Genomic DNA, 20,749 nt, shown 5'->3' with positions numbered 1-20,749 from the left:
CCGATCACAGGTGAAGAACTCACCGCAGGCCAGCGAGTCGCCGCAGGCGGCATGGCAGCAGCAGGCTACATCCCGATTGTCGGCTGGGCAGGACGTATTTTCAAAGGCGGAAAAGCCGTTTATAAAACGACTCAAGCCACGTCCGCCGCAGTCAGAGCAGTCGACATTTACAAGACATCACAGAAGTCTTTTGACGCCCTGAAAACGTCTCAAAAAGGCTTATATGGCCTCATCGCCACAAACGGATTCAGCGAAGCGATTACGGGTCGAGACATGTTTGGAAATAAAGTCTCGAAAGAACAGCAGGAAGCGAGTATGAATGCGGCTTTGGGGATGCTTTTGCCATTTGGGGCGAAAGGGTTTCATGGTAAAATGGGGATTAAGGGTACGGGTGAAATTGGTTGGAATATGTCAAAAGGCGGAGGAGAAATAAATGGAAGAAGTTATTCTCAGCATGCTTTGGAAAGAATGGCACCTGATAGTCCTGAAGTAAAAGCTACTTTAACAAGTAGAGCAATTAAAAAAGCTGAAGAATTAGGGTTTAAACCACAAACAAAAGAATTTAGTGATTTCATCAAAAAATATGTTGATCCAAGAAATATTCCACCTTCAGTTATTGAAGACGCTATAATGAATACGAAAAAGATACCTGGTAATAGAAGTGGAACGTTTGTTCATGAAACACTGGATGTTAAAGTTATTATAAATGAAGCAGGCGATGTTATCACAGTTATACCGAAATAATTAATAAAAGGATGAATACGAATGTTTATTAAGTATGATGAATATGATCTATTAGAACTTTTTCAAAGTGAGCCGGTGAGTATAACAGGCAATATAGATGATGGAGAATTAATTTATACTTACAAAGATGACCAAAATTTCAAGGTGATTTTAACTTTAGATGTATATAAGCAAACGAGTAGTCTAAGTATTACATTTAATGATTCTATAGTATTTACAGGTGATTTTAATAATGTAACAAGTATAAAAAAAGATGAAAAAGCTATGGTAATGAACGTGGACGAAGAAGAGAGGTTAAAAGTTAAATTTTATAAACAAGTTGGAGTGGAGTTACTTTAAAATAGCCTTATTGTATTAGAAAGAAATATAAAACAATTATGATATTCTCTCAGATAAATCAGTAGGTGAAGTAGTTGTTTAATGTTATTGTTATCATACCTTGACTGGCTATATGCCTTTCAAGGTTTTTGTGTTTATTGGCCTTCATACCGAGAAAAAACCGATAAAATGGTGATTTTTTTTCCTGAGTGGATCATCGTATGATAGAGACAAGCAAAACGAACGCATTGAGCACTATTGAGAAGCAAACTTCTGAATATCTAAAAATCAAAAAAGATCAAGAAGAAGCCCGCAAGATTGCAAAGGAACAAGAAGCGCTCGCCAACCGTCCGTGGTATGAAAAAGCTCTTGATTACGGAGGAAATATCGTCAATGAACTGACAGGCGTAAACGATGCAAAACGTGCCGCAACAGGTGTCGATCCGATCACAGGAGAAGAACTCACCGCAGGACAGCGAGTCGCCGCAGGAGGCATGGCAGCAGCAGGCTACATCCCGATTGTCGGCTGGGCGGGCCGTATTTTCAAAGGCGGAAAAGCCGTTTATAAAACGACTCAAGCCACCTCAGCCGCAGTAAGAGCGGTAGACATTTACAAGACATCACAGAAGTCTTTTGACGCCCTGAAAACATCTCAAAAAGGATTAATGGACTCAACGCCACAAACGGATTCAGCGAAGCGATTACGGGTCGAGATATGTTTGGAAATAAAGTCTCGAAAGAACAGCAGGAAGCGAGTATGAATGCGGCTTTGGGGATGCTTTTGCCATTTGGGGCGAAAGGGTTTCATGGGAAGATGGGTGTAAAGAGTTCAGGTATACCTAATATTTCAAAAAGGCATGATGAAATTGCTCATAAAAGTTATTATGGTAGAAAAGATTTTAGAATAAAGATAAATAGCGCAGTGTATTCTCATCATGATAATAAGCATTTAAAGGCTAGAACTGCTGAAGAAGCGAAACGTTTTAGTGAAACCGGAAGACGAAATGCTCAATACCTACCTGAAATAAATAATAAAGTGATAGAAAAAGAAGCTCTTCAAAGAGGGCATATCATTGATAATGGCAATAATAATTTTTACTTCATTTATGATACTGGTAAAGTTGTTGGTTATGATAATGGAAAATCTACTAGTTGGATTAGAGGAGAACTAACGAGTGGTAATGTGTATCACGGTCATCCAATAGCTGGTGATAGATTAACTAAGTATTTAAACAAATTAGGAATAAAATAACTATAAAATTAACAAAGAGGTCGGATAAAGAATGAGAAAGCATGTGAAACTTGATATTCCGGAAGTAAACATTCATCCCTTGAGGATAACTGAAGGTTGGAATGTCCGTTATAATCATTTTTGGGAAATTGACCCTAGAAAATTAGAAACAGAAGATGAAAGATGGTTTATGTTCACTGAAAGTTTGTTACAGCTTTATCATGAGAAATCATCAATAACATTGGACTTAGGTTGGTATCCCGATTTATCTTCAGATGGCAACTATCTTGTTCTAATAGTTAAAAATACAGATTGGGACAATCCTATTCAGGAGTTTAGCTCTAATGACTATAGCAAAGTGATAGATTTTATAGAATTTCATTTAAAAGAAATTACATCTAACTGGTGGAAATAAAACTGTATGTATTTCTACGAGGTTAATAAGGCTAGTGCTTCTCTGTTTTGCCGTTTCTAAGAGCAGTACATGCTTGATGGTGGTGGTCTTATAATGAATAAAAACCAAACAATGCTTAAAAAGAAAAATATGTGGAACCATCATTGGAGCATTAAAAATGTATATAGAACTGGATAAACTTTTATCCGCTGATACAACGGTAGATTCTTGGTACGATGAAGGGTATATACTAGTAAGTGAGATACTCTCGTATTTTAGCCTAAACGATTGGGGAGAACTATCAAAACAGGTACTCAATAAACCGATAGAGTGGCAGCGAAAAATTGCGTACTGTCTCGATAATGAGTGCAATGAATATGAGTTTCATATTTTATTGGATTTGCTGAATACTAATGATGTTGAATTATTTGAGATTTGTATTGATACATTAAGAAGTTATCCTATTGAAGAGGGTACAAAAATAGTACTTTGATTGGTTTTATACTGATCAAGATTATTTAATTTACACTTTTATTCGGATTTTAAACAACATAAGATTCGTTATTACGTACATTTAATTATACAAAGTCCCCATTTATATTGATTTCCTAGATTTATATCCGGAAATTTTGAAAAAAAGCATAGTTATCTAGAAATCAGTTCATTCCACCGTGTAGCCTGGTGGAATTTTCAAAGGGGAGATGTCTAGAGAGCAATGTTTACGCATTGTGGAGGTGCTCCTATGAATAATAAAGGAAAAACTAAAATCGAAACCTTAAAAAGAAAAAGCAGAAGAAAGCACTTAATAAACGAATTAAGCTATATGACACTTCCAGAACCCCCTTTTTTGGAGGTCGAAGAGAATCAATTTTTTTGTCAGAAGGTATTTATTTTCCTGCAATCGAGAGAACATAAAAGTCAAATACATGGAGACAACTATCTAGAGCATATTGAAAAGTCTACACAAATGTTAAATGAAATGGTCGGGAGGATAAAAGAGACTCCTAAACAAGGGAGATTGCTTTTTTTCCGAGATCATGAAATTGAAGCGCTTTTAGTGAATGTGGATGAAGTGTTTCATCATTTAAATCAACTTCTTGAGCAAACCAAGTTTTTAAGTGGATGCGGAGATTTCATTTTAATAGCAGAGGATTTTCATTTTGGATTATGCATAGAGCGTACAGAATATTTTTATGAGTTTAGTATTTGGGGCTGTGAGATTAAAAGTGGGATGTAGAGACGAAGAGATAAGGTTTTCTTGATAGTCAGGGTTTCTCAATGGTATCAGGTTGACATCGTTTTTAGTTTGTTTTATTCTTTCTCACTCTATCAGTCATCTGAAAAGGTACATTTGGTTGGTAAAAACAGACTCTTTGATCTATATTTATTCATTTTTTATTTGATTTTTAAGAAAAATGTTGCTTTTGTTTAAAAAATTACTTACTATAGTGATATTAACATGTTAAAAGCGGTTTCATGAAACGATGAAAAGTTGAAAATAGAATAATGCGTACATTCAATAAGGCGTGTTACTGTTCGGCAGGCAAGACCTAGATTGGATGGGATATCTGTATTTGTATATTCCCACCCAATCCAGGTCTTTTTTTGTTGCCTGAGCTCCTATAATTAAAAATGAAAGCGGTGACTTTGATGAACCATAAAGACTTAGCTCAAGACATTCTAAAGCATATTGGTGGAAGTGAAAATGTTCAAAATGCGATCCACTGTATGACGAGATTAAGGCTGACTTTAAAAGACTCTTCACGTGCAAACTCTGAAGAAATTAGTCGTCTTGATGGCGTTATTCAAGTAGCGGATACAGCAGGTCAGTATCAAATTATTATTGGAAATGATGTAGGTTATGTCTATAAAGAATTTGCAAAGCTTATTGATCACAACCCAGAAGCAAGCGGGCAAATTGTCCAGAATAAAGATCATAGCTTCAAAGGATACTTCAATCGTTTTGCCAATTTAATCACTGGTATTTTTGCACCAATTATCCCTGCAATTGCCGGTGCTGGTATGTTGAAGGCTTTGTTGATTTTGTTGCCGATGCTGAATTTGATGAAAGAAGATAGCCAGACCTATTTGGTGTTGAAAATCATTTCAGATGCGGCGTTCTTCTTCTTGCCGATTTTGTTAGCCTATACAAGCTCGCAAAAATTTGGCACAAACCCTATGGTATCCATGGCTTTGGCTGGGGTTTTATTACATCCTAACTTAACAGCTTTGTTTAGCAGTGGCGATCCAGTTGCTTTTGCTGGAATACCCTTGAAAGCTGTATCTTATGGCGCATCGGTTATTCCAATTATATTGATTGTTTGGCTTATGTCCTATGTTGAAAGGCTTGCGGATAAATTATCACCGGGACCCGTCAAAATTTTTATGGTTCCTTTAATCACAATGATCATTGTCGCGCCGATTGGTTTACTGTTTCTAGGGCCGCTCGGTATGTATCTGGGCGCAGGGTTAGCAGCGGGAGTGCTATGGATACAACAAACTGCGGGATGGGCGGCTGTTGCAATTTTAGCTGTTTTCTTACCTTTTATCGTGATGTTTGGCATGCAGAAGGTGTTCTATCCAGTTGTTATCGCTTCCCTTGCTTCGCCTGGATATGATGCTCTCATTGGAGTAGCCATGTTAGCGGCGAATTTTGCACAAGGTGGAGGTGCTTTGGCAGTTTCATTTAAAACAAAAGATCCTAAGTTAAAACAAATTGCGATGTCCGGAGGCATTTCTGCTTTATTTGGCATCACAGAACCTGCATTATATGGTGTCCATTTAAAGCTTAAGAAAACATTACTCGCATGTATGATTGGAGCAGGGGTTTCAGGTATATTTGTTGGATTAATTAAACTGAAAGCGTTTGTCATGGTTTCACCTGGAATTGCCACTATGCCGATTTTCATTGAAAAAGGGACTTCAAACTTTACGTTTGCCATTATTGGTGCAGTCATTTCAGCGGTAGTCGCATTTATTGCTGTTTACATCATTGGCTTTAAAGATGCAGAAAATGAAGTCGTCCAGAAGAGCAATGAGCCTATCTCTACAACAGAAAACACAAGAAATCGTGAGGTCATTTATGCACCGATCAAAGGAGCTGTCATCCCATTAGCGAAAGTAAATGATAAAGTATTTTCTGAAGAAGTGATGGGTAAGGGGGCAGCGATCCAACCTAGCGATGGAAAAGTAGTAGCTCCATTTGATGGGCAAGTAGAAATGATTTTCCATACAAATCATGCGATTGGTCTAAAGTCAGACTTAGGTGTTGAAGTTCTTATTCATATTGGGATTGATACCGTTAACTTAAATGGACAACATTTTACTTCACATGTTCAAAAAGGTGATACAGTAAAGCAAGGCCAGCTTTTAATTGAATTTGATGATCAGAGTATACAAAAGGCTGGTTATGACACAACAACACCAGTGATCATTACAAATTCGGCTGATTATTTAGAAATTTTAACCCAAGAGGGAAAAACCAATCCTTCTGGTCATCAGCAGCCACTTTTAACTGTCTTATAAATAGATTTTGAATGTAACCAGGAAGGTGATATGGTATGGAAATTATAAAAGTGCTGAATACCAGTGTGGTTCTCGCTAAACGAGATGATGGAAAGGAAATCATCGTAATGGGGAAGGCGATCGGGTTTAAAAATAAGCCTGGCAGTCTTATTCAAGAGGAAGATATACAAAAGATTTATGTGCTAGAAGATCAAAGCACGTCAAATGATTTAGCTGAGCTCATGAGAGAGACTCCAGAGGAATTTTTAATCATAACGGATGAGATTATTTCCTATGCGAAGCATCGATTATCCACACACTTAAATGAGCATCTTTATATTTCTCTAACAGATCACCTTTTTATGGCTACAAAGCGCTTTAAGGAACATCTCACGATACAAAATCGCCTGCTTTGGGAAGTGAAGAAATTTTACCCCGAGGAATTTAGCATTGGTATGCACGCACTCGATCTAATAAAAAAACAACTAGGTATTCAATTACCGGAAGAAGAAGCAGCGAATATTGCTTTTCATCTAGTAAATGCGCAGCAGACAGAAGACAATTTGAATCAAATCGTGATGATGACCAATATGGTCAAAGATATTCTAAACATCATTAAAATGCATTATAAGATCGATATTCCAACAGATACGATTAATTACTCCAGGTTTTTAACACATTTACAGTTCTTTGTTCAGCGGTTGCTGGAGAACAAAATGCTTGAAACAGATGACCATGATTTAATCGATCAAATCATGAGGAAATACCCTGAAGAAGTGAAATGTGTGGAGAAAATCGAGAAATATATTAAAACAAATGTGGATTACACCATATCCAATGACGAAAAAATGTATTTAATTATTCATGTCAATCGAGTGGTTTTAAGAAATAATGGATCGTCTTAAGGGAGGAAGAGAGATGTCTAATCAAGTTAGAAAGTTTCCAGAAGGTTTTTTATGGGGTGGCGCTATTGCGGCTAATCAAGCAGAAGGTGCATGGAATGTAGACGGAAAAGGGCTATCGACTGCTGATGTGGCGATTTTTAAAAAAGGCCTCAGCAAGTCTGACTATAAAAAGCACAATAAAGTGGATGAAGAACAAATTCAACAAGCGATGCGTGCAGATACCGCTGAAGGTTATCCGAAACGAAGAGGTGTCGATTTTTATCATCGTTATCCAGAAGACATGGCGCTCTTCAAAGAGATGGGATTAAAGACGTTGCGTGTCTCGATTGCCTGGACACGTATTTTTCCAAAGGGAGATGAAGAAGAGCCGAATGAAGCGGGATTATTGTTTTACGACCGCTTATTCGATGAAATGAAGAAACATGATATTGAACCACTCGTTACGCTATCTCATTATGAAATGCCGCTATACTTAGTCAATCAATATGGTGGATGGTCTCACCGCATTGTTGTTGATTTCTTTGTGAAATTTAGTCGAGTGGTATTTGATCGATACAAAGATAAAGTCAAGTATTGGCTGACTTTCAATGAAATTGATAGCATTGTTCGCCATCCGTTTACAAGTGGAGGAATCGTGTCAGAGCGTTTTGATAATGTAGAGCAGGCTGTTTATCAAGCGCTACATCATCAATTTGTTGCAAGTGCTCTGGCAGTGAAGTATTGCCATGAAATGATCCCGGGTTCAAAAATTGGCTGTATGCTGACGAAATTAACAACGTATCCTTATTCTTGTAATCCAAAAGATGTTTTAAAGGCATCGAAGAACAATCAATTTAATATGTTCTTCACAGATGTACAGGTGCGCGGGGAGTATCCACGTTTTATCCATCGACTGTTCAAAGAAAAAAACATTCACATTGAGAAACAGCTAGGAGATGACGAGTTATTAAAGGTTCATACCGTCGATTTTATTTCTTTTAGTTATTACAATTCACTTGTTGCTACTGAAAACAGTGAAGGGATGGAAACGGTCAGCGGAAATACGATAGGTGGCGTAAAGAATCCTTATTTAGAAGTGAGTGAGTGGGGATGGCAGATCGATCCTATTGGTATTCGTATTTCTTTAAATGATCTATACGACCGCTATCAATTACCGCTATTTATTGTTGAAAACGGATTAGGAGCAAACGATCAGGTGGAGCAGGATGGAACGATCAATGATGATTATCGTATTAGTTATCATGAACAGCATTTCCAGCAGATGTTAGAAGCGATTGAGGATGGAGTCGAATTGATGGGGTACACGAGCTGGGGGATTCTTGATTTAATCAGCTATTCATCGTCAGAAATGGAAAAACGTTATGGGTTTATCCATGTTGATCAAGATAACGATGGAAATGGAACATTAAATCGCACACCTAAGAAAAGTTTTTACTGGTACCAGAATGTGATTCGTCAAAATGGACTGGAAATGAACGAATAGATGTGTCAGAAATCTTTTAAGGAGTGGTGTATACCCACTCCTATTTTTTATTGATGAATGTTTCAGCTCGTAAAAGAAAAGATATGCATATGGATATGCATTTCCCTCAAATTTAAGCAATTCACTATCATTACCTTTCACATTCATATAAAATAAGAGCTAGTGAAAATTTGAAGAGATGCTTGATAAATGAAGGGCATGTAAGCTGTATGAAATGATGAGATGTTTCAAGTACGTGAAGGTTGCAAAGCTGTTTCTCTTCACGCATGAATCTTGTAAGCGTAACCATTATTTGTCACTTCATTGCAATGTGTTGAGGGGTGTGTCAGCATGAGGAATCCGTATTTGAGAACGGCTTCTAGTCTTTATATCAATTATTTTTTATTAGGTATGGTCAATATTATTTTGGCTTCAAATATGCCATTTTTGATCAAACAATTAGATACAAATAGTGCAGGGATTAGTTATATGATATCTGCACTCGGTATTGGCAGGGTGCTCACGTATGGTTTATCGGGCGTACTGTCAGATCGTTTTGGACGAAAGCCGGTCATTTTGGTTTCGGGGGTGCTGATGGCGGTGTTCCTCATTGGAATCCCATTGTCTCCGAATTATCAAATCGCGTTTGCGTTTGCGATTTTGGCAGGGGTGGCGAATTCGGCGATGGATGCAGGGACGTATCCGGCTTTAATGGAAGCTTTTCCTCAAAACTCGGGATCTGCAAATGTGATGGTGAAGGCGTTTATTTCGATTGGGGCGACCATTCTGCCGCTCGCTATTTTCTTTTTAGCAGAGCATGATCTGTTTTATGCATTTGCGTTTTTTGTACCTGCTTTTATCTATTTAGTGAATGTGATAATGTTGTGGACATTGCCATTTCCGAATCATCGCAAGGTGGAGCAAGTTCAGGTGACGGAGCATGATGGACTTCCGCGCTTCTCATCAGAGCCTACGTTTTGGAGAGAAGGGGTCGCACTGATTGTGATCAGTTTTACATCAAATGGTCTGTACGCCTTGCCACAAATTTGGCTGCCTACGTACGGTGAGGAAATATTGGGAATGGCTTCTGGCAGTGCTGTGAAGCTGCTTAGTTACTATAGCATGGGCGGTTTGCTGTCTGTCTTATTGCTCGCATTTCTTTTGCGCCGCATTGTTCGTCCGGTCACCGTGCTGCTACTCTATCCGATTATTACATTAGCCTCTATCTGTGTGCTATTGGTCGTGAAGTCTCCAGTCATTGGGACCGTCAATGCATTTGTATTGGGCTTTTCAACAGCGGGTGTCTTTCAGCTGACGTTAACCGTAATGGCTGAGTTCTTCTGGAAAAACAAAGGGACGATGACAGGAATTATCTCAACAGCAGGCGGAGTGTCCGCCATTGTGATTCCGGTCGTCACTGGTTTGATCGAAACCCACTCGACGATTTTGCAAATCTTTATATTTGATGCGGGTGTGGCTGTTGTGGCGATCATCGGGGCGATGTATATCCTTTATCGATATCGCCGTGTGATGATACACGAATAAAAAAGACGACTTCCAAAGCGGAGGTCGTCTTTTTTATGTGTTTCGTTTAGAAACGGTCATTTTCAAATAGAATTTGTTTCACTTGTTCAACCGGCATATCCTCGCCAGTAAAGAGTTTGTACGCAAGGGCACCTTGCCATAGCATCATGCCAAGACCGTTAATCGTTTTGGCACCCGCTTCTTGTGCTTGAGCAAGAAGTTTTGTTTTTTGCGGGTTGTAGACGACATCTGTCACGATTAAGTCTTTGCGTAATACATCAAGTGTATCGTCAATAATGCTGAGCTCATCTAATGGTTTCATGCCAAGGCTTGTCCCGTTTGCTAAGATCGCACTTTCAGCTACTTCACGACGGAAAGCGTCTTTGTCTTCAAGTGGGAAAATATTCGCTTTGACACCGAATGATTTCATTTCGTTGTTGATGTAATTTACATTTTCTTCTGCTTGAACAAAGTATTGGTCATTACGAGCAAAAATACTAATTTCACGAATACCTGATTGTGCAAGCTGAATGGCAATCGGAGTTGCAGCGCCGCCAGATCCAACGAGTGTGACCTTTTGTCCAGCTAATTCAACGCCATGTTCAATTAAGTTTCTAACGTAACCAAGACCATCTGTGTTGTAGCCAACCAGCTTGCCATCTTTGTTCACAACTGTGTTGCTTGCACGAGTATATTTTGCAGAATCATCTAGTTCATCTAAGTAATCGAGCACTTTCATTTTGTTCGGCATGGATACGTTAAATCCAGCTGCACCCATTGCTTTCATCCCGTTTACTGCTGCTTCTAGTTCATCATTTCCTACCTCAAAAGCAAGGTAAGCATAGTTGATTCCTGTTAGTGTATAGCCAAGGTTGTGCATCCGTGGTGACAGGCTGTGCCCGATTGGTGTTGCAAGAAGACCGACTAATTTTGTTTTTCCATCAATATTACGTTCATGTATGTTTGTCATGATTGACATCTCCTTTAATTATCTAAACAATTTTTTCATGCGTCGTAAAACAAAGACTGCTAACAATACGCTGATGACCGCAATGATCATATCGAAGAATAAAGTCATTTTAATATCGTACGTGCTAACGAGTCCGCTTGTAATCAGCGGAACAAGGATAAACGCTGAGCTTGCCGCAATGTTGACATATGATGAAGCCGTTGCTTTGTTTGTAGGGAATAATTTCATCATAATACTCATAGCCAACTGGAAAATGCCGGCTGTAAATAATCCTAAGAAAAAGGTACTAACAATGACAATGCCGTATGTTTCGATTTGAAATAGTGAAAGCATGGCAAGGAATGCCCCGATTGGGTAAATAATAGCGACCATAATTGGTGAAATGAATTTATCTAATACGATTGAAAGCAATAGAACAGATACGAGTGCACCAATACTAAAATAAGAAAGAAGCTGCGTCGCTTGTCCTGAGCCAAGCCCAATCAATTTCAACCCGAGCTGTGGAAGCCAAGTTTGCCATACGACAAATAATGCAGTAGACGTGAATCCCATAAGTACAACAGCTAAACCTTCACCAAACATTTTCGGTTCTTCCTTCATTTGCTCTTGAACGGGAAGATCGTTTTGAGAAGCCGTTTGCTTATGATTTGGGAACGGCATAAAGATCAAGTAAATGCCTACAAGTAAATAAAGAAGTCCTAGACCAAAGAATGCCCAGCCCCAGAAGATGTCATGTGCAATAAGGAATGCCAAGATAAATGGAAGAACAGTCGCACCAATTGATACAGACGCCTTCACTAATACAGAAGCTGAACTTGCTTTTTTAGGAAATGACTCTGTCAAAGCAGGATATGTCCCTGAATCAAGCAATGAGTTTGCAATCCCTGCGGAAATGGCAAAAATGAAAGCCAATGTATAATTGGTCGTCGTTGGAATCCCAATTAAGAATAATAAGTAAAGAAAGTTACCTGTAATAATGACAGGTTTTCGCCCCCAGCTGTCTGCCAGCCTACCAGAGAAAAAGAGAGCAATTAATTTACCGATACCGATTGCTGATACAAGCAAGCTGATTTTTGGAATATCTACATGGTAGCGTTCAGATAAGCTTTCCATGTTTGATGCCACAATAATATTGATCATGCCTAGCATGAAATAGTTTAAGTACATGCCAAGTGATGATTTAATGTATGGATTTTTCATGTTCCCACTCCTATATTTGAAACCCTGTTCGGGCCAAATTCTTGTTACCCTTTGTTATTTCCTTAAACGTAAATAATATTAAGTCCATCACAACACCCCTTGTGTGATTGATGAAAAAATAATGAATATTCATCTGTTCTTCAAATAAGTACATCGTTCTACTAAATAATTAAAAATAATAACAGTTATCATAAGTTGATGGACTTCCTCGATTTGATCAGAATCAAAAGATCCATCTTTAACTGTAGTTGATATCATAAATAACGATATGTTCACAAAAGGTATAACGATATACTAAAAGAAGCAACGAGATAAATATACTCCTGCGTTTAAAATGTGTCAAGTTTATGACTTTGCGATTTAAAAAAAGAAAAATGTAATAAAGAAATAGTTGACTTGCTCAATAAAAAAAGGAGAATCGCTTTGCAATTCTCCTTTCAGCGTGTAGACAAACCCTCGCATTCTTTGTCAGTCCTGCGCTCCGGTGCTCACGAATGTCAAATTCGCTCTGCTCCGGTGCTCGTCCTTCCTAGACTGCAAAGGTTTTCTATCACGCTGAAAAGAAGACAAAGGGCTAAAATCAAGTTCATTTTAGCCCTTTGTCAACAATCTGAAAGGGAGAATCGCTTTGCAATTCTCCTTTTCATGATCATGTCGAGGTTTCTCGAATATGAAGTTGAGGCTTTAATATCAATCGCTGCAGTTCTTCATCCTGCTCGTTCATTTTATGATACAAAAGGTTGGCTGCTTTGACTCCAATGGATCGTGGAAATGATGAGACTGTGGTGAGCGGCGGGTGATACATCTCCGCTTCAGGGATGTTATCGAATCCAACTACATCAATGTCTTCACCAGGCTTGATGTCACGCGCTGCCAATTCTTGAATCACCCCAAACGCCACTAAATCACTGAAGCAAAAAATAGCAGTAGGTGGTTCGGGAAGGTCAATCACTTGGGCAAGGGCTTCTTTCCCGCCTTCACGGGTAGGTACCATATCGATAATAAGAGATTCATCCATCGTCAGGTCTTCATCATCATGGGCTCTTTTGAACCCTTTCATCCGTTCAATCCAAGTCGAGGAGGATTTGACTCCGCCTAAGAAAGCGATGCGGCGATGCCCTTTTTGAAGAAGATGACGCACCGCCATCCAAGTACCTTGTTCATAATCAACGCCGACATAATCACAATGGACATCTGCTAATTCACGATTTGCCAATACTTTTGGTGTGCGAATGTTGTTTAATTGTTTCACCGTTCGTGTCGAGCTCTTCGATGCTGGATTTAAGATGATTCCACCCACTCGGTGCTCTACCATTGTGGAGATGAGACGCTCCTGCTTATCTACACTATCAAAGGTTGTCCCAAGTAAAACGGTATAGCCAAGTGATTCAAGTGTGGTTTGCACACCAATTAAAAATTCAGAAATAAAGGTGTTTGAAATATCCGTGACGATCACACCCACAATATTTGAACTTTTCGACCGCATGTTGGCAGCGACGCGATCGTACACGTATCCCAAATCCTCCATGGATTGCAGCACTTTTTTCCGGGTGGCTTCAGAGATCCTAGGGTTGTTGCGAACAACGAGTGAGGCCGTTGAAGTCGATACACCGGCATGCCGAGCGACTTCTTGTAATGTCACACGCTGTTTGTTCATTTTTTTCATTTGTCTTCACCAACTTCATTGGATTGCCTAACTATGGTTCATCATCAAGATGGATGTCTCCACCAAACTAGCCGAACATTCTTTGTTTCATTATACCTTAATCAAGGGGTGTTGATGAAGTGATGTCATATCGGCTTCAGATAAGGAGGAAACAACATCTTAAAAGATTACCATTGACAGCTTTCTTTTAGAGGCGTAAAATATAAAATTATTCAGAAATAGCAACATTTAAAGTAAATATCGAAGGCTATGATTGCTGTGGGTCACACTATGGCAGGAGCAGCTTCTGGAGAGACCGCATGTATGTGCGGCGCCGAAGGGTTCACAATCTCAGGCAAAAGGACAGAAGAGTACGAAATATTGTATTTGTGATGCATGGATCATACTGTGTATTGCTTTTCTCTATTTTGCTATTCTTTTATGACCGTGAGATTGGAGCGCATCCAATCTCTTTTTTTATGGACTTTTTGAGAGTTCATTATTTCAGTATAGGATCGTGTCGTAGGAGGGTGTTGAAATTGGCACAACAAGAGTTAAAGCGAGATTTATCAAACCGTCATGTTCAATTAATTGCCATTGGCGGAACGATTGGAACTGGGCTATTTTTAGGGTCTGGAAAGGCTATTCAATTGGCAGGACCATCGATCATTTTTGCGTACTTAATTGTCGGAATGGCCATCTTTTTTGTCATGAGGGCACTTGGAGAATTGCTCTTATCTAAGGCGGGCTATCAATCTTTAACGGATATAGCAGAGGATTATCTTGGACCATGGGCTTCCTTTGTGACAGGATGGACGTATTGGTTTTGCTGGATTATGACAGCGATGGCGGATGTTATTGCGGTCGGGGTGTATGTGCAGTATTGGTTTGATATACCGCAGTGGATTCCTGCTATTATTTGTTTATTGATTTTACTAGGATTTAATTTATTAACGGTGAAGCTTTTTGGAGAAATGGAATTTTGGTTTGCACTGATTAAAGTGATTACGATATTACTGTTGATTGGCGTTGGAATTGTCCTGTTAATCATTGGTTTTCAAACAGATGCAGGACCCGTGACGGTAACGAATCTGTGGTCACACGGAGGATTATTTCCAAATGGTGTGACAGGCTTCTTATTGTCATTCCAGATGGTGATTTTTGCGTATGTGGGCGTGGAACTTGTCGGTGTGTCAGCAGCAGAAACAGCGAATCCGCAAAAAAATATCCCGTCTGCGATTAATAAAATTCCATTAAGAATTCTCTTTTTCTATGTAGGTGCGATTTTTGTATTACTATGCATCAACCCATGGACAGAACTCAGTGCATCAGAAAGTCCTTTTGTGAAAACCTTTGGACTCATTGGGATACCAGTAGCGGCGGGACTCATCAACTTTGTCGTCCTGACATCTGCGGCGTCTGCTTGTAATAGCGGTATGTTCTCAACGAGCCGAATTTTGTATAATCTCAGTCATCAAAAACAAGGACCGGCATCTTTTGGCCGTCTAAATAAGCATGCTGTTCCAAGTAATGCCCTGTTTGTGTCGACGATTGTGGTGTCAGTAGGGGCTCTTTTAAGCAAGCTGATTCCTGAACAAGCCTTTGGTATTGTGACTACGATTAGTGCCATTTGTTTCATTTGGGTATGGAGTATTATTTTAATATGCCATCTGAAATATAAGAAAACACGTCCTGAACTGCATAAGGCGTCTACCTTTAAAGCGCCATTTACACCTTTTGTGAATATAGCGGTTCTTGTGCTCTTTGCTGCTATTCTTGTCATCATGCTTTTCGCTGATGCTACACGTCCAGCCCTGTTATTGACACCTGTATGGTTTGGGTTCCTATTTTTGATTTATGCACGAAAGAAACGCCGTTCAGCATAATGAACGAAAAAAGCACAGCCTTTTTAAATGGCTGTGCTTTTGCTTATTTAACGATTTCGAATCTTCAACATATAGTATGCATTAAGAATGATCAGAACAAGTCCAACGACGATGATGGAGAAGAGCTGAGAGTGATTGGCGCCAAGAGAATAGACAATCAAAATAAACATGGCACCGGTCAATAAAATATTCATCATTTGAAAAGTGTGAAAAAGCCCATCGAGCATCACATGCTTTTCGCCTTCATCAGAAATGGCGAGCAGTTTTTTGCCATAATCTTTATCGGTTGGACTAGGTAGGTGACGATTAGGATAGACGAGCTTTAGGACAGAGGTCGACACATAAGAAAGAATGACGGTGATCAAAAATAAGGCAGCATTTGCGAGAATCAGCCAGAGTGGCTGCTCGGTTACGATGGAAATTCCAATTGCAATAATCGATAAAATGGTACTCACCGTATTAGCTAACGTTACATCAGTAAAGGTTCGGTACTGTTTTACCTCTAGTTCATCTTCCTCATCACCAGATACTGAAAGAGAGACTCTTTTCTTCATGCGTGAAATGCCTGAAAAACAATAAATGATGAATAGAACTGTCAAGCCAGTGATGACAAGAGTCGCTTCAAATGCAGCTTGCAGAAGTGTCAGCTCAAATTCGGCAGCCAGCAAACAGTAAGCACCGAGAAAACCAAGGAGAGCACCTAAGAGCATTTTGTATACAGTTTTCATGTGAGTTCATCCTCCTCGAATAGAAAAATTTGTTCAATGGGTTCTTGAAAAATACGTGAAAGCCTCATAGCAAGTAAGAGAGACGGCATTAATTCATCTCGTTCCATTAAGCTGATCGTCTGGCGGGAAACCTTTGCCCGTTTCGCAAGCTCCGTTTGGTTTAAACCATCACGCGCCCGCAGCTCTTTTAGCCGATTTTTCATTCTGTCACCTCAACTCTGATCAAAATGTTATCTTGATTGTAAAGTATTATATTCATTTTGACAAGTATAGTTGTCAAAATGATAAAAATAATTGTCAAAAGATCGCCTTTATTCAAAAGGGAATCAATGATACGCTAAAGAAAAGAGAAACAGAAAATAGGTGATGCCCATGTTCATTGATCAATTAAAAAGTGATTTACATCAATCACAGCCGCTATTTATTGGAGAAGAGACAGCGTTCAAAGCGGCAGTCCTTGTCCCTTTGGTGCAAGTAGACGGGGAATGGCATGTTTTATTTGAAGTGCGATCACTGACGATGAGAAAACAGCCTGGCGATATTAGCTTCCCAGGAGGCAAACTCGACGGTGGGGAAACCGCACAAGAAGCTGCACTGCGGGAAACATATGAAGAACTAGGAATTCCGCCCGAATCCGTCAAGGTTTTAGGGCAGCTCAGCCCTTATATTGCCTCACCATCCTTTGTGGTATATCCATTTGTCGGGATTATTGATGAACAGCAGGTCAAACATTCCTTTAATCAAGAAGAAGTAGAGGAGACCTTTACTGTGCCTCTATCATGGCTCAGCCAATACGAACCGTACTTACACCATGTATCGGTGCAGCCAACACCAGGAGAGGACTTTCCTTATGAAAAAATCATGAATGGTGAAAAATACAGCTGGGGGAGTCGTTCGATTGAGGAGTGGTTTTATGATTACGATCGTTACACCATTTGGGGATTAACTGCCCGCATATTAAAACATTTTGTGATGGTTGCAAAAAGAAATTCCTAGAGAATCAGCTCTAGGAATTTGTTGTAGAAAGGCGTTCTTTTGCAGTTTCTTTTCCTTTCCCTTTTCCAATTAGGATGGGCGCTTTCGCTTGGCTCAATCCATATGAAGGCATGTTCACGTAGATAGATTCATATGAGCCGGCTTGAATTTGATACGTTTCATGATAAATTCCGACCGCGTCATTATGTCGTGCTCTTTGGTTGAATCCTTTCCAAGCAGTCAAATGCTTCTCCATCTTGGCGTAGGCAAGGAGGTCCTCTGTTGATTTCCAATATTGGATCATGGTGGTGGTGCGTAAACCGAAGTAATTTTCTGTCCCGAGAAAACCAAGTTCTTCTTGATGTGTATATAGTTCTTTGATCATCCCCGGCATCGCCTTAAATACTGGCAGCCATTGATGAACAGCCCAGCGTTTATTGATTCTCATTCCGATAATGAACACAACAATCGGCTCAGAATTGTCTGTTGTATACCTGCCAGCACGTATATTTTTTTTCATTTGTTCACCCTTCTTCCTTCATCGATTCACAGGTCTCCACGCACCAATCAATTCCAGCCTGCGCCACTTTCTTTCCGTAATCTAACGTATACAGCCAATACTTCGCATCAGCTTCATCTGGATACAGCTCTTGAATGTTTTGTTCAATCGCAACATATGTCTCATAACGGATACGGAGCTGCCTCTCATAATCCTGTAAAAGCACCAATTTTTTCTCAAACGAAAGATATTGACCAAAAAATAACTTTAATAACACCTCATTTCGTTCTGATGGTACTTGATCGAGCGGCTGCGCCAGCCATTGCCTCAACGTGTCCAGCCCTTTTTCAGTTAGATGATATTCCCGCTTGTCTGAGCGGCCAGTTGTAGAAGTGGGTGAAACCTTCGCAAGCCCTTCCTCGACTATTAACTTTAAAGCTGGATAAATTTGTCCATAACTAATTTTCCAAAAGTGATGCAAGCTCCTATCAATTAATTGCTTCACTTCATACCCAGACTTACAATCTGTCGTTAAAATCCCCAAAATCGCATATGTCGTATCATTGTATTTTTTCATTGATCAACACACCTATCTAAAAGATATATCATTTAGATATATGATAAACGATGTATAACTGCAGATACAAGAGGTATGAGAAAAAAATAAATGCTAGAAAGGAGGTGAAGAGATCACTGATTTGTTAATCAATGAGATGAATCCTTCATATAGAGTGAACGATTATAGTTTGGAGGGGGCATATGAGTAAATCGAAAATCTGGATCATGACTATTCTGGCGGTCCTACTGATTGGTGGAGGCGGCTGGATAGCCTATCAAGCAATCGCACAAAAGAGTGGTTTGAATCATCCCTACGCCTTTGCATATAAGACTCATGATCGTGTGAACTGGTTCAAGGTAACGGAGAGAAACGGAAAAGTAACAGGCCAGCTGAACGAAACCATTTTAGAGGAAAATCCGCAAAGGCATTATGATCCCAATCTATTTATCAACAAATATCAATTAACCGGAAAATCAATTGAAAACGGTTACGAATTTTATGTGAAGCAAGGGAAAGAAACGGTCACATATGAAGTTCACCTTGCCGCAAAAGATCTTTCTGTGAAAAAACAAGGTGAAAAGCACAGCATCACATACAAAGCAGTTGATCAAAAAAACCTACGTGCTGTTCAACAGGACATTCATACTCGATATGAGAAACTGATGGATGACACGGAAAATAGATTTCATGATTATGTACGAAACTTCATTAAGAAAGTAACAGGCGCTTATGGTTATCTGTATACAGCGGAGGATGGTTCATACCAACTATTTTTAAAAGTAAAACGAATGTATATGCAGTCTGAATGGGCAGGTTCTTTTCTAATGAGAAAGGTTCCAGGAGATGGTGGTGAACCATATAAAGAAACGAAACATACAGCCGGTGGAGTTTCAGATGGGATGATGTTTGATTTGAGTACTTATCCTGCAATTGAAAAGGGTTTTATTTTAGGGGAAACTGACCGAGACGCCACATACATTAAATTTCCTTTTAAAATGGCAGGCGGGATTATAGAATTTAAAGCGGTCACGAAAGAGGAATATCAAGAACAAACGGAAGCATTCAAAAAGAAGGCGAAAGAATGGCAAAAGTAGATCGTGTTGGAACAGATGATTGTTGTGAATGGCATTTCAGGACGATCAGAATTTAGTTGAATAAATAGGGATAATGAAGATTTTTTAAATCATATATTAGTGGAGGTACCTATGAGTAAATTGAAAATGTGGGTCGTGTCTATCCTGGCAGTACTCGTCTTAGGTGGAGGCGGCTGGACAGCATATCAAGCAATCGCAAAAAAGAATTCATTGAATCATACCTATGCATTTGCGTATAAAACGAAGGATAAAATGAGCTGGTTTGAGATATCGGAGAATAAAGGCAAAGTAACGGGGCATTTGAATGAAAAGTATATAGAAGAAGTAAGGTGGGATCCGCAAATCTATAAAAAACAATTTGTCGTATCTGGCAGTTCAAAAGAAAATGGGTATGAATTCAAAGTCACACAAGGTAAAGAAACGATCGTATACGAAGTTCACTTTTCAGGAAAAGACCTTTCAGTAAAAAAACAAGGCGAAAAGAAAAGTATGATATATAAGGCAATCAATCAAAAAAAGCTAGATAAATATCATAAAGAGATTCAAAAACGATATGATTATCTATTCGATACCGCTGAAGATAGGTTTTATGATAGTATGAGAAACTTCAAGGAGAAAGTGGCAAAGGTATATGGCTTTCTCTATACGGCAAAGGACAAACAATTATTTTTACAGGTGAAAACCATGCATATTGAGATTGGATGGACCGGCTCCCTTCTAATCACAACTGTTCCTGAAGAAGATTGTAAGTCTTATAAAGAAATGAGATTAGAAGTCTCGGGTGAAACGGATGGAAGAACTTTTTTTATGGGCTATGAGCCTTCAATTGAAGATGGAATCATTATAGGTTCCACTGATCGAGATGTAAAATCAATCAAACTTCCATTTAAAATGACAGGCGGTACTGTAGAGTTAAAAGCAGTTACGAAACAGGAATACCAAAAACAAGCGAAAGCATTCAAAAAGCAGGCGGAAGAAAGAAAAAAATAGATGATAAGAAACCAGATGAGTGAACTTATCTGGTTTTTTATTAATAAAGAGTTCTTATTGATGATAAAAAATATTGGTGTATAAAAAAAGTGAGAAAGGTTGCTTTAACTAAATTAAATAA

General features: G+C 39.1%; 20 protein-coding genes, 1 pseudogene and 1 riboswitch. Of the genes and pseudogenes, 14 read left to right on the top strand and 7 right to left on the bottom strand.

What is annotated here, in order from left to right; all coding sequences use genetic code 11:
- The 10 genes and pseudogenes from ACRRMM_RS18580 to ACRRMM_RS18535 all read left to right on the top strand — a co-directional run.
- Positions 1-744 (top strand): pre-toxin TG domain-containing protein (locus ACRRMM_RS18580; protein WP_432450925.1); only part of this gene is annotated, 744 nt, incomplete at its 5' end.
- 21 nt (positions 745-765) lie between these two features.
- Positions 766-1,083 carry a hypothetical protein gene (locus ACRRMM_RS18575; protein WP_017359949.1) on the top strand — a complete coding sequence of 106 codons (318 nt, stop codon included), beginning with the start codon at positions 766-768 and terminating at the stop codon, positions 1,081-1,083.
- Positions 1,084-1,307: 224 nt separating this feature from the next.
- Positions 1,308-2,314: pseudogene (locus ACRRMM_RS18570) on the top strand (pre-toxin TG domain-containing protein); the annotation flags it as partial.
- Between the two features lie 31 nt (positions 2,315-2,345).
- Complete coding sequence (locus tag ACRRMM_RS18565; RefSeq protein WP_046344848.1) at positions 2,346-2,708, top strand: hypothetical protein; 363 nt, start codon at positions 2,346-2,348, stop codon at positions 2,706-2,708.
- Positions 2,709-2,865: 157 nt separating this feature from the next.
- A complete protein-coding gene (locus ACRRMM_RS18560; RefSeq protein ID WP_017359944.1) occupies positions 2,866-3,180 on the top strand; it encodes a hypothetical protein in 315 nt (104 codons plus the stop codon).
- Positions 3,181-3,429: 249 nt separating this feature from the next.
- Positions 3,430-3,924, top strand: coding sequence for a YxiF family protein (locus tag ACRRMM_RS18555; protein WP_428828704.1), 495 nt, complete (start codon positions 3,430-3,432; stop codon positions 3,922-3,924).
- Positions 3,925-4,337: 413 nt separating this feature from the next.
- Entirely contained in the window at positions 4,338-6,212 is a 1,875-nt protein-coding gene (locus tag ACRRMM_RS18550) for a beta-glucoside-specific PTS transporter subunit IIABC (RefSeq protein WP_017359942.1), read from the top strand.
- Positions 6,213-6,247: 35 nt separating this feature from the next.
- The gene (licT, locus tag ACRRMM_RS18545) at positions 6,248-7,096 is read left to right on the top strand and encodes a BglG family transcription antiterminator LicT (RefSeq protein WP_017359941.1); all 849 of its coding nucleotides are present in this window, start codon (positions 6,248-6,250) and stop codon (positions 7,094-7,096) included.
- Positions 7,097-7,109: 13 nt separating this feature from the next.
- Positions 7,110-8,579 (top strand): glycoside hydrolase family 1 protein, encoded by a 1,470-nt coding sequence (locus ACRRMM_RS18540; protein WP_017359940.1) that lies wholly within the window; start codon positions 7,110-7,112, stop codon positions 8,577-8,579.
- Positions 8,580-8,909: 330 nt separating this feature from the next.
- A complete protein-coding gene (locus ACRRMM_RS18535; RefSeq protein ID WP_046344844.1) occupies positions 8,910-10,103 on the top strand; it encodes an MFS transporter in 1,194 nt (397 codons plus the stop codon).
- A 46-nt stretch (positions 10,104-10,149) separates the two neighbouring features.
- On the opposite strand, the gene ACRRMM_RS18530 is transcribed toward ACRRMM_RS18535, so the two are convergent.
- The 3 genes from ACRRMM_RS18530 to ACRRMM_RS18520 form a co-directional block, all read right to left on the bottom strand.
- The gene (locus ACRRMM_RS18530; RefSeq protein WP_008344408.1) at positions 10,150-11,052 is read right to left on the bottom strand and encodes a shikimate 5-dehydrogenase; all 903 of its coding nucleotides are present in this window, start codon (positions 11,050-11,052) and stop codon (positions 10,150-10,152) included.
- A gap of 18 nt (positions 11,053-11,070) precedes the next feature.
- Positions 11,071-12,252 (bottom strand): MFS transporter, encoded by a 1,182-nt coding sequence (locus ACRRMM_RS18525; protein WP_007497314.1) that lies wholly within the window; start codon positions 12,250-12,252, stop codon positions 11,071-11,073.
- Positions 12,253-12,901: 649 nt separating this feature from the next.
- Complete coding sequence (locus ACRRMM_RS18520; RefSeq protein ID WP_007497313.1) at positions 12,902-13,918, bottom strand: LacI family DNA-binding transcriptional regulator; 1,017 nt, start codon at positions 13,916-13,918, stop codon at positions 12,902-12,904.
- Between the two features lie 276 nt (positions 13,919-14,194).
- A riboswitch (glycine riboswitch) is annotated at positions 14,195-14,274 on the top strand.
- A gap of 162 nt (positions 14,275-14,436) precedes the next feature.
- On the opposite strand from ACRRMM_RS18520, the gene ACRRMM_RS18515 reads away from it, so the two are divergent.
- On the top strand, positions 14,437-15,783 hold the full coding sequence (locus tag ACRRMM_RS18515) for an amino acid permease (RefSeq protein ID WP_008347408.1): 1,347 nt from the start codon (positions 14,437-14,439) through the stop codon (positions 15,781-15,783).
- Positions 15,784-15,830: 47 nt separating this feature from the next.
- Here the strand turns inward: ACRRMM_RS18515 and ACRRMM_RS18510 are convergent, their stop codons facing one another.
- Both ACRRMM_RS18510 and ACRRMM_RS18505 read right to left on the bottom strand, forming a co-directional pair.
- Positions 15,831-16,511, bottom strand: coding sequence for a DUF3169 family protein (locus ACRRMM_RS18510; protein WP_079920016.1), 681 nt, complete (start codon positions 16,509-16,511; stop codon positions 15,831-15,833).
- The gene (locus ACRRMM_RS18505; RefSeq protein ID WP_025208285.1) at positions 16,508-16,714 is read right to left on the bottom strand and encodes a helix-turn-helix transcriptional regulator; all 207 of its coding nucleotides are present in this window, start codon (positions 16,712-16,714) and stop codon (positions 16,508-16,510) included. The genes ACRRMM_RS18510 and ACRRMM_RS18505 overlap by 4 nt, the downstream gene beginning before the upstream one ends.
- A 169-nt stretch (positions 16,715-16,883) precedes the next feature.
- On the opposite strand from ACRRMM_RS18505, the gene ACRRMM_RS18500 reads away from it, so the two are divergent.
- Positions 16,884-17,507, top strand: a complete 624-nt coding sequence (locus tag ACRRMM_RS18500) for an NUDIX hydrolase (protein ID WP_008347394.1) — start codon at positions 16,884-16,886, stop codon at positions 17,505-17,507.
- Positions 17,508-17,517: 10 nt separating this feature from the next.
- Here the strand turns inward: ACRRMM_RS18500 and ACRRMM_RS18495 are convergent, their stop codons facing one another.
- The gene (locus ACRRMM_RS18495) at positions 17,518-18,006 is read right to left on the bottom strand and encodes a DUF4188 domain-containing protein (protein ID WP_035390052.1); all 489 of its coding nucleotides are present in this window, start codon (positions 18,004-18,006) and stop codon (positions 17,518-17,520) included.
- A gap of 4 nt (positions 18,007-18,010) precedes the next feature.
- Positions 18,011-18,562, bottom strand: coding sequence for a PadR family transcriptional regulator (locus ACRRMM_RS18490; RefSeq protein WP_065461415.1), 552 nt, complete (start codon positions 18,560-18,562; stop codon positions 18,011-18,013).
- 182 nt (positions 18,563-18,744) lie between these two features.
- Between ACRRMM_RS18490 and ACRRMM_RS18485 the strand changes: the two genes are divergently transcribed.
- Both ACRRMM_RS18485 and ACRRMM_RS18480 read left to right on the top strand, forming a co-directional pair.
- Positions 18,745-19,638, top strand: a complete 894-nt coding sequence (locus ACRRMM_RS18485) for a hypothetical protein (RefSeq protein WP_428828702.1) — start codon at positions 18,745-18,747, stop codon at positions 19,636-19,638.
- Positions 19,639-19,749: 111 nt separating this feature from the next.
- Positions 19,750-20,628, top strand: coding sequence for a hypothetical protein (locus tag ACRRMM_RS18480; RefSeq protein ID WP_428828701.1), 879 nt, complete (start codon positions 19,750-19,752; stop codon positions 20,626-20,628).
- The last annotated feature ends 121 nt before the right edge of the window (positions 20,629-20,749 follow it).

This window comes from Bacillus sp. XT-4 (assembly GCF_050864245.1).
GTDB lineage: Bacteria > Bacillota > Bacilli > Bacillales > Bacillaceae > Bacillus > Bacillus altitudinis.
This window is presented reverse-complemented; position numbering and strand designations above follow the sequence as displayed.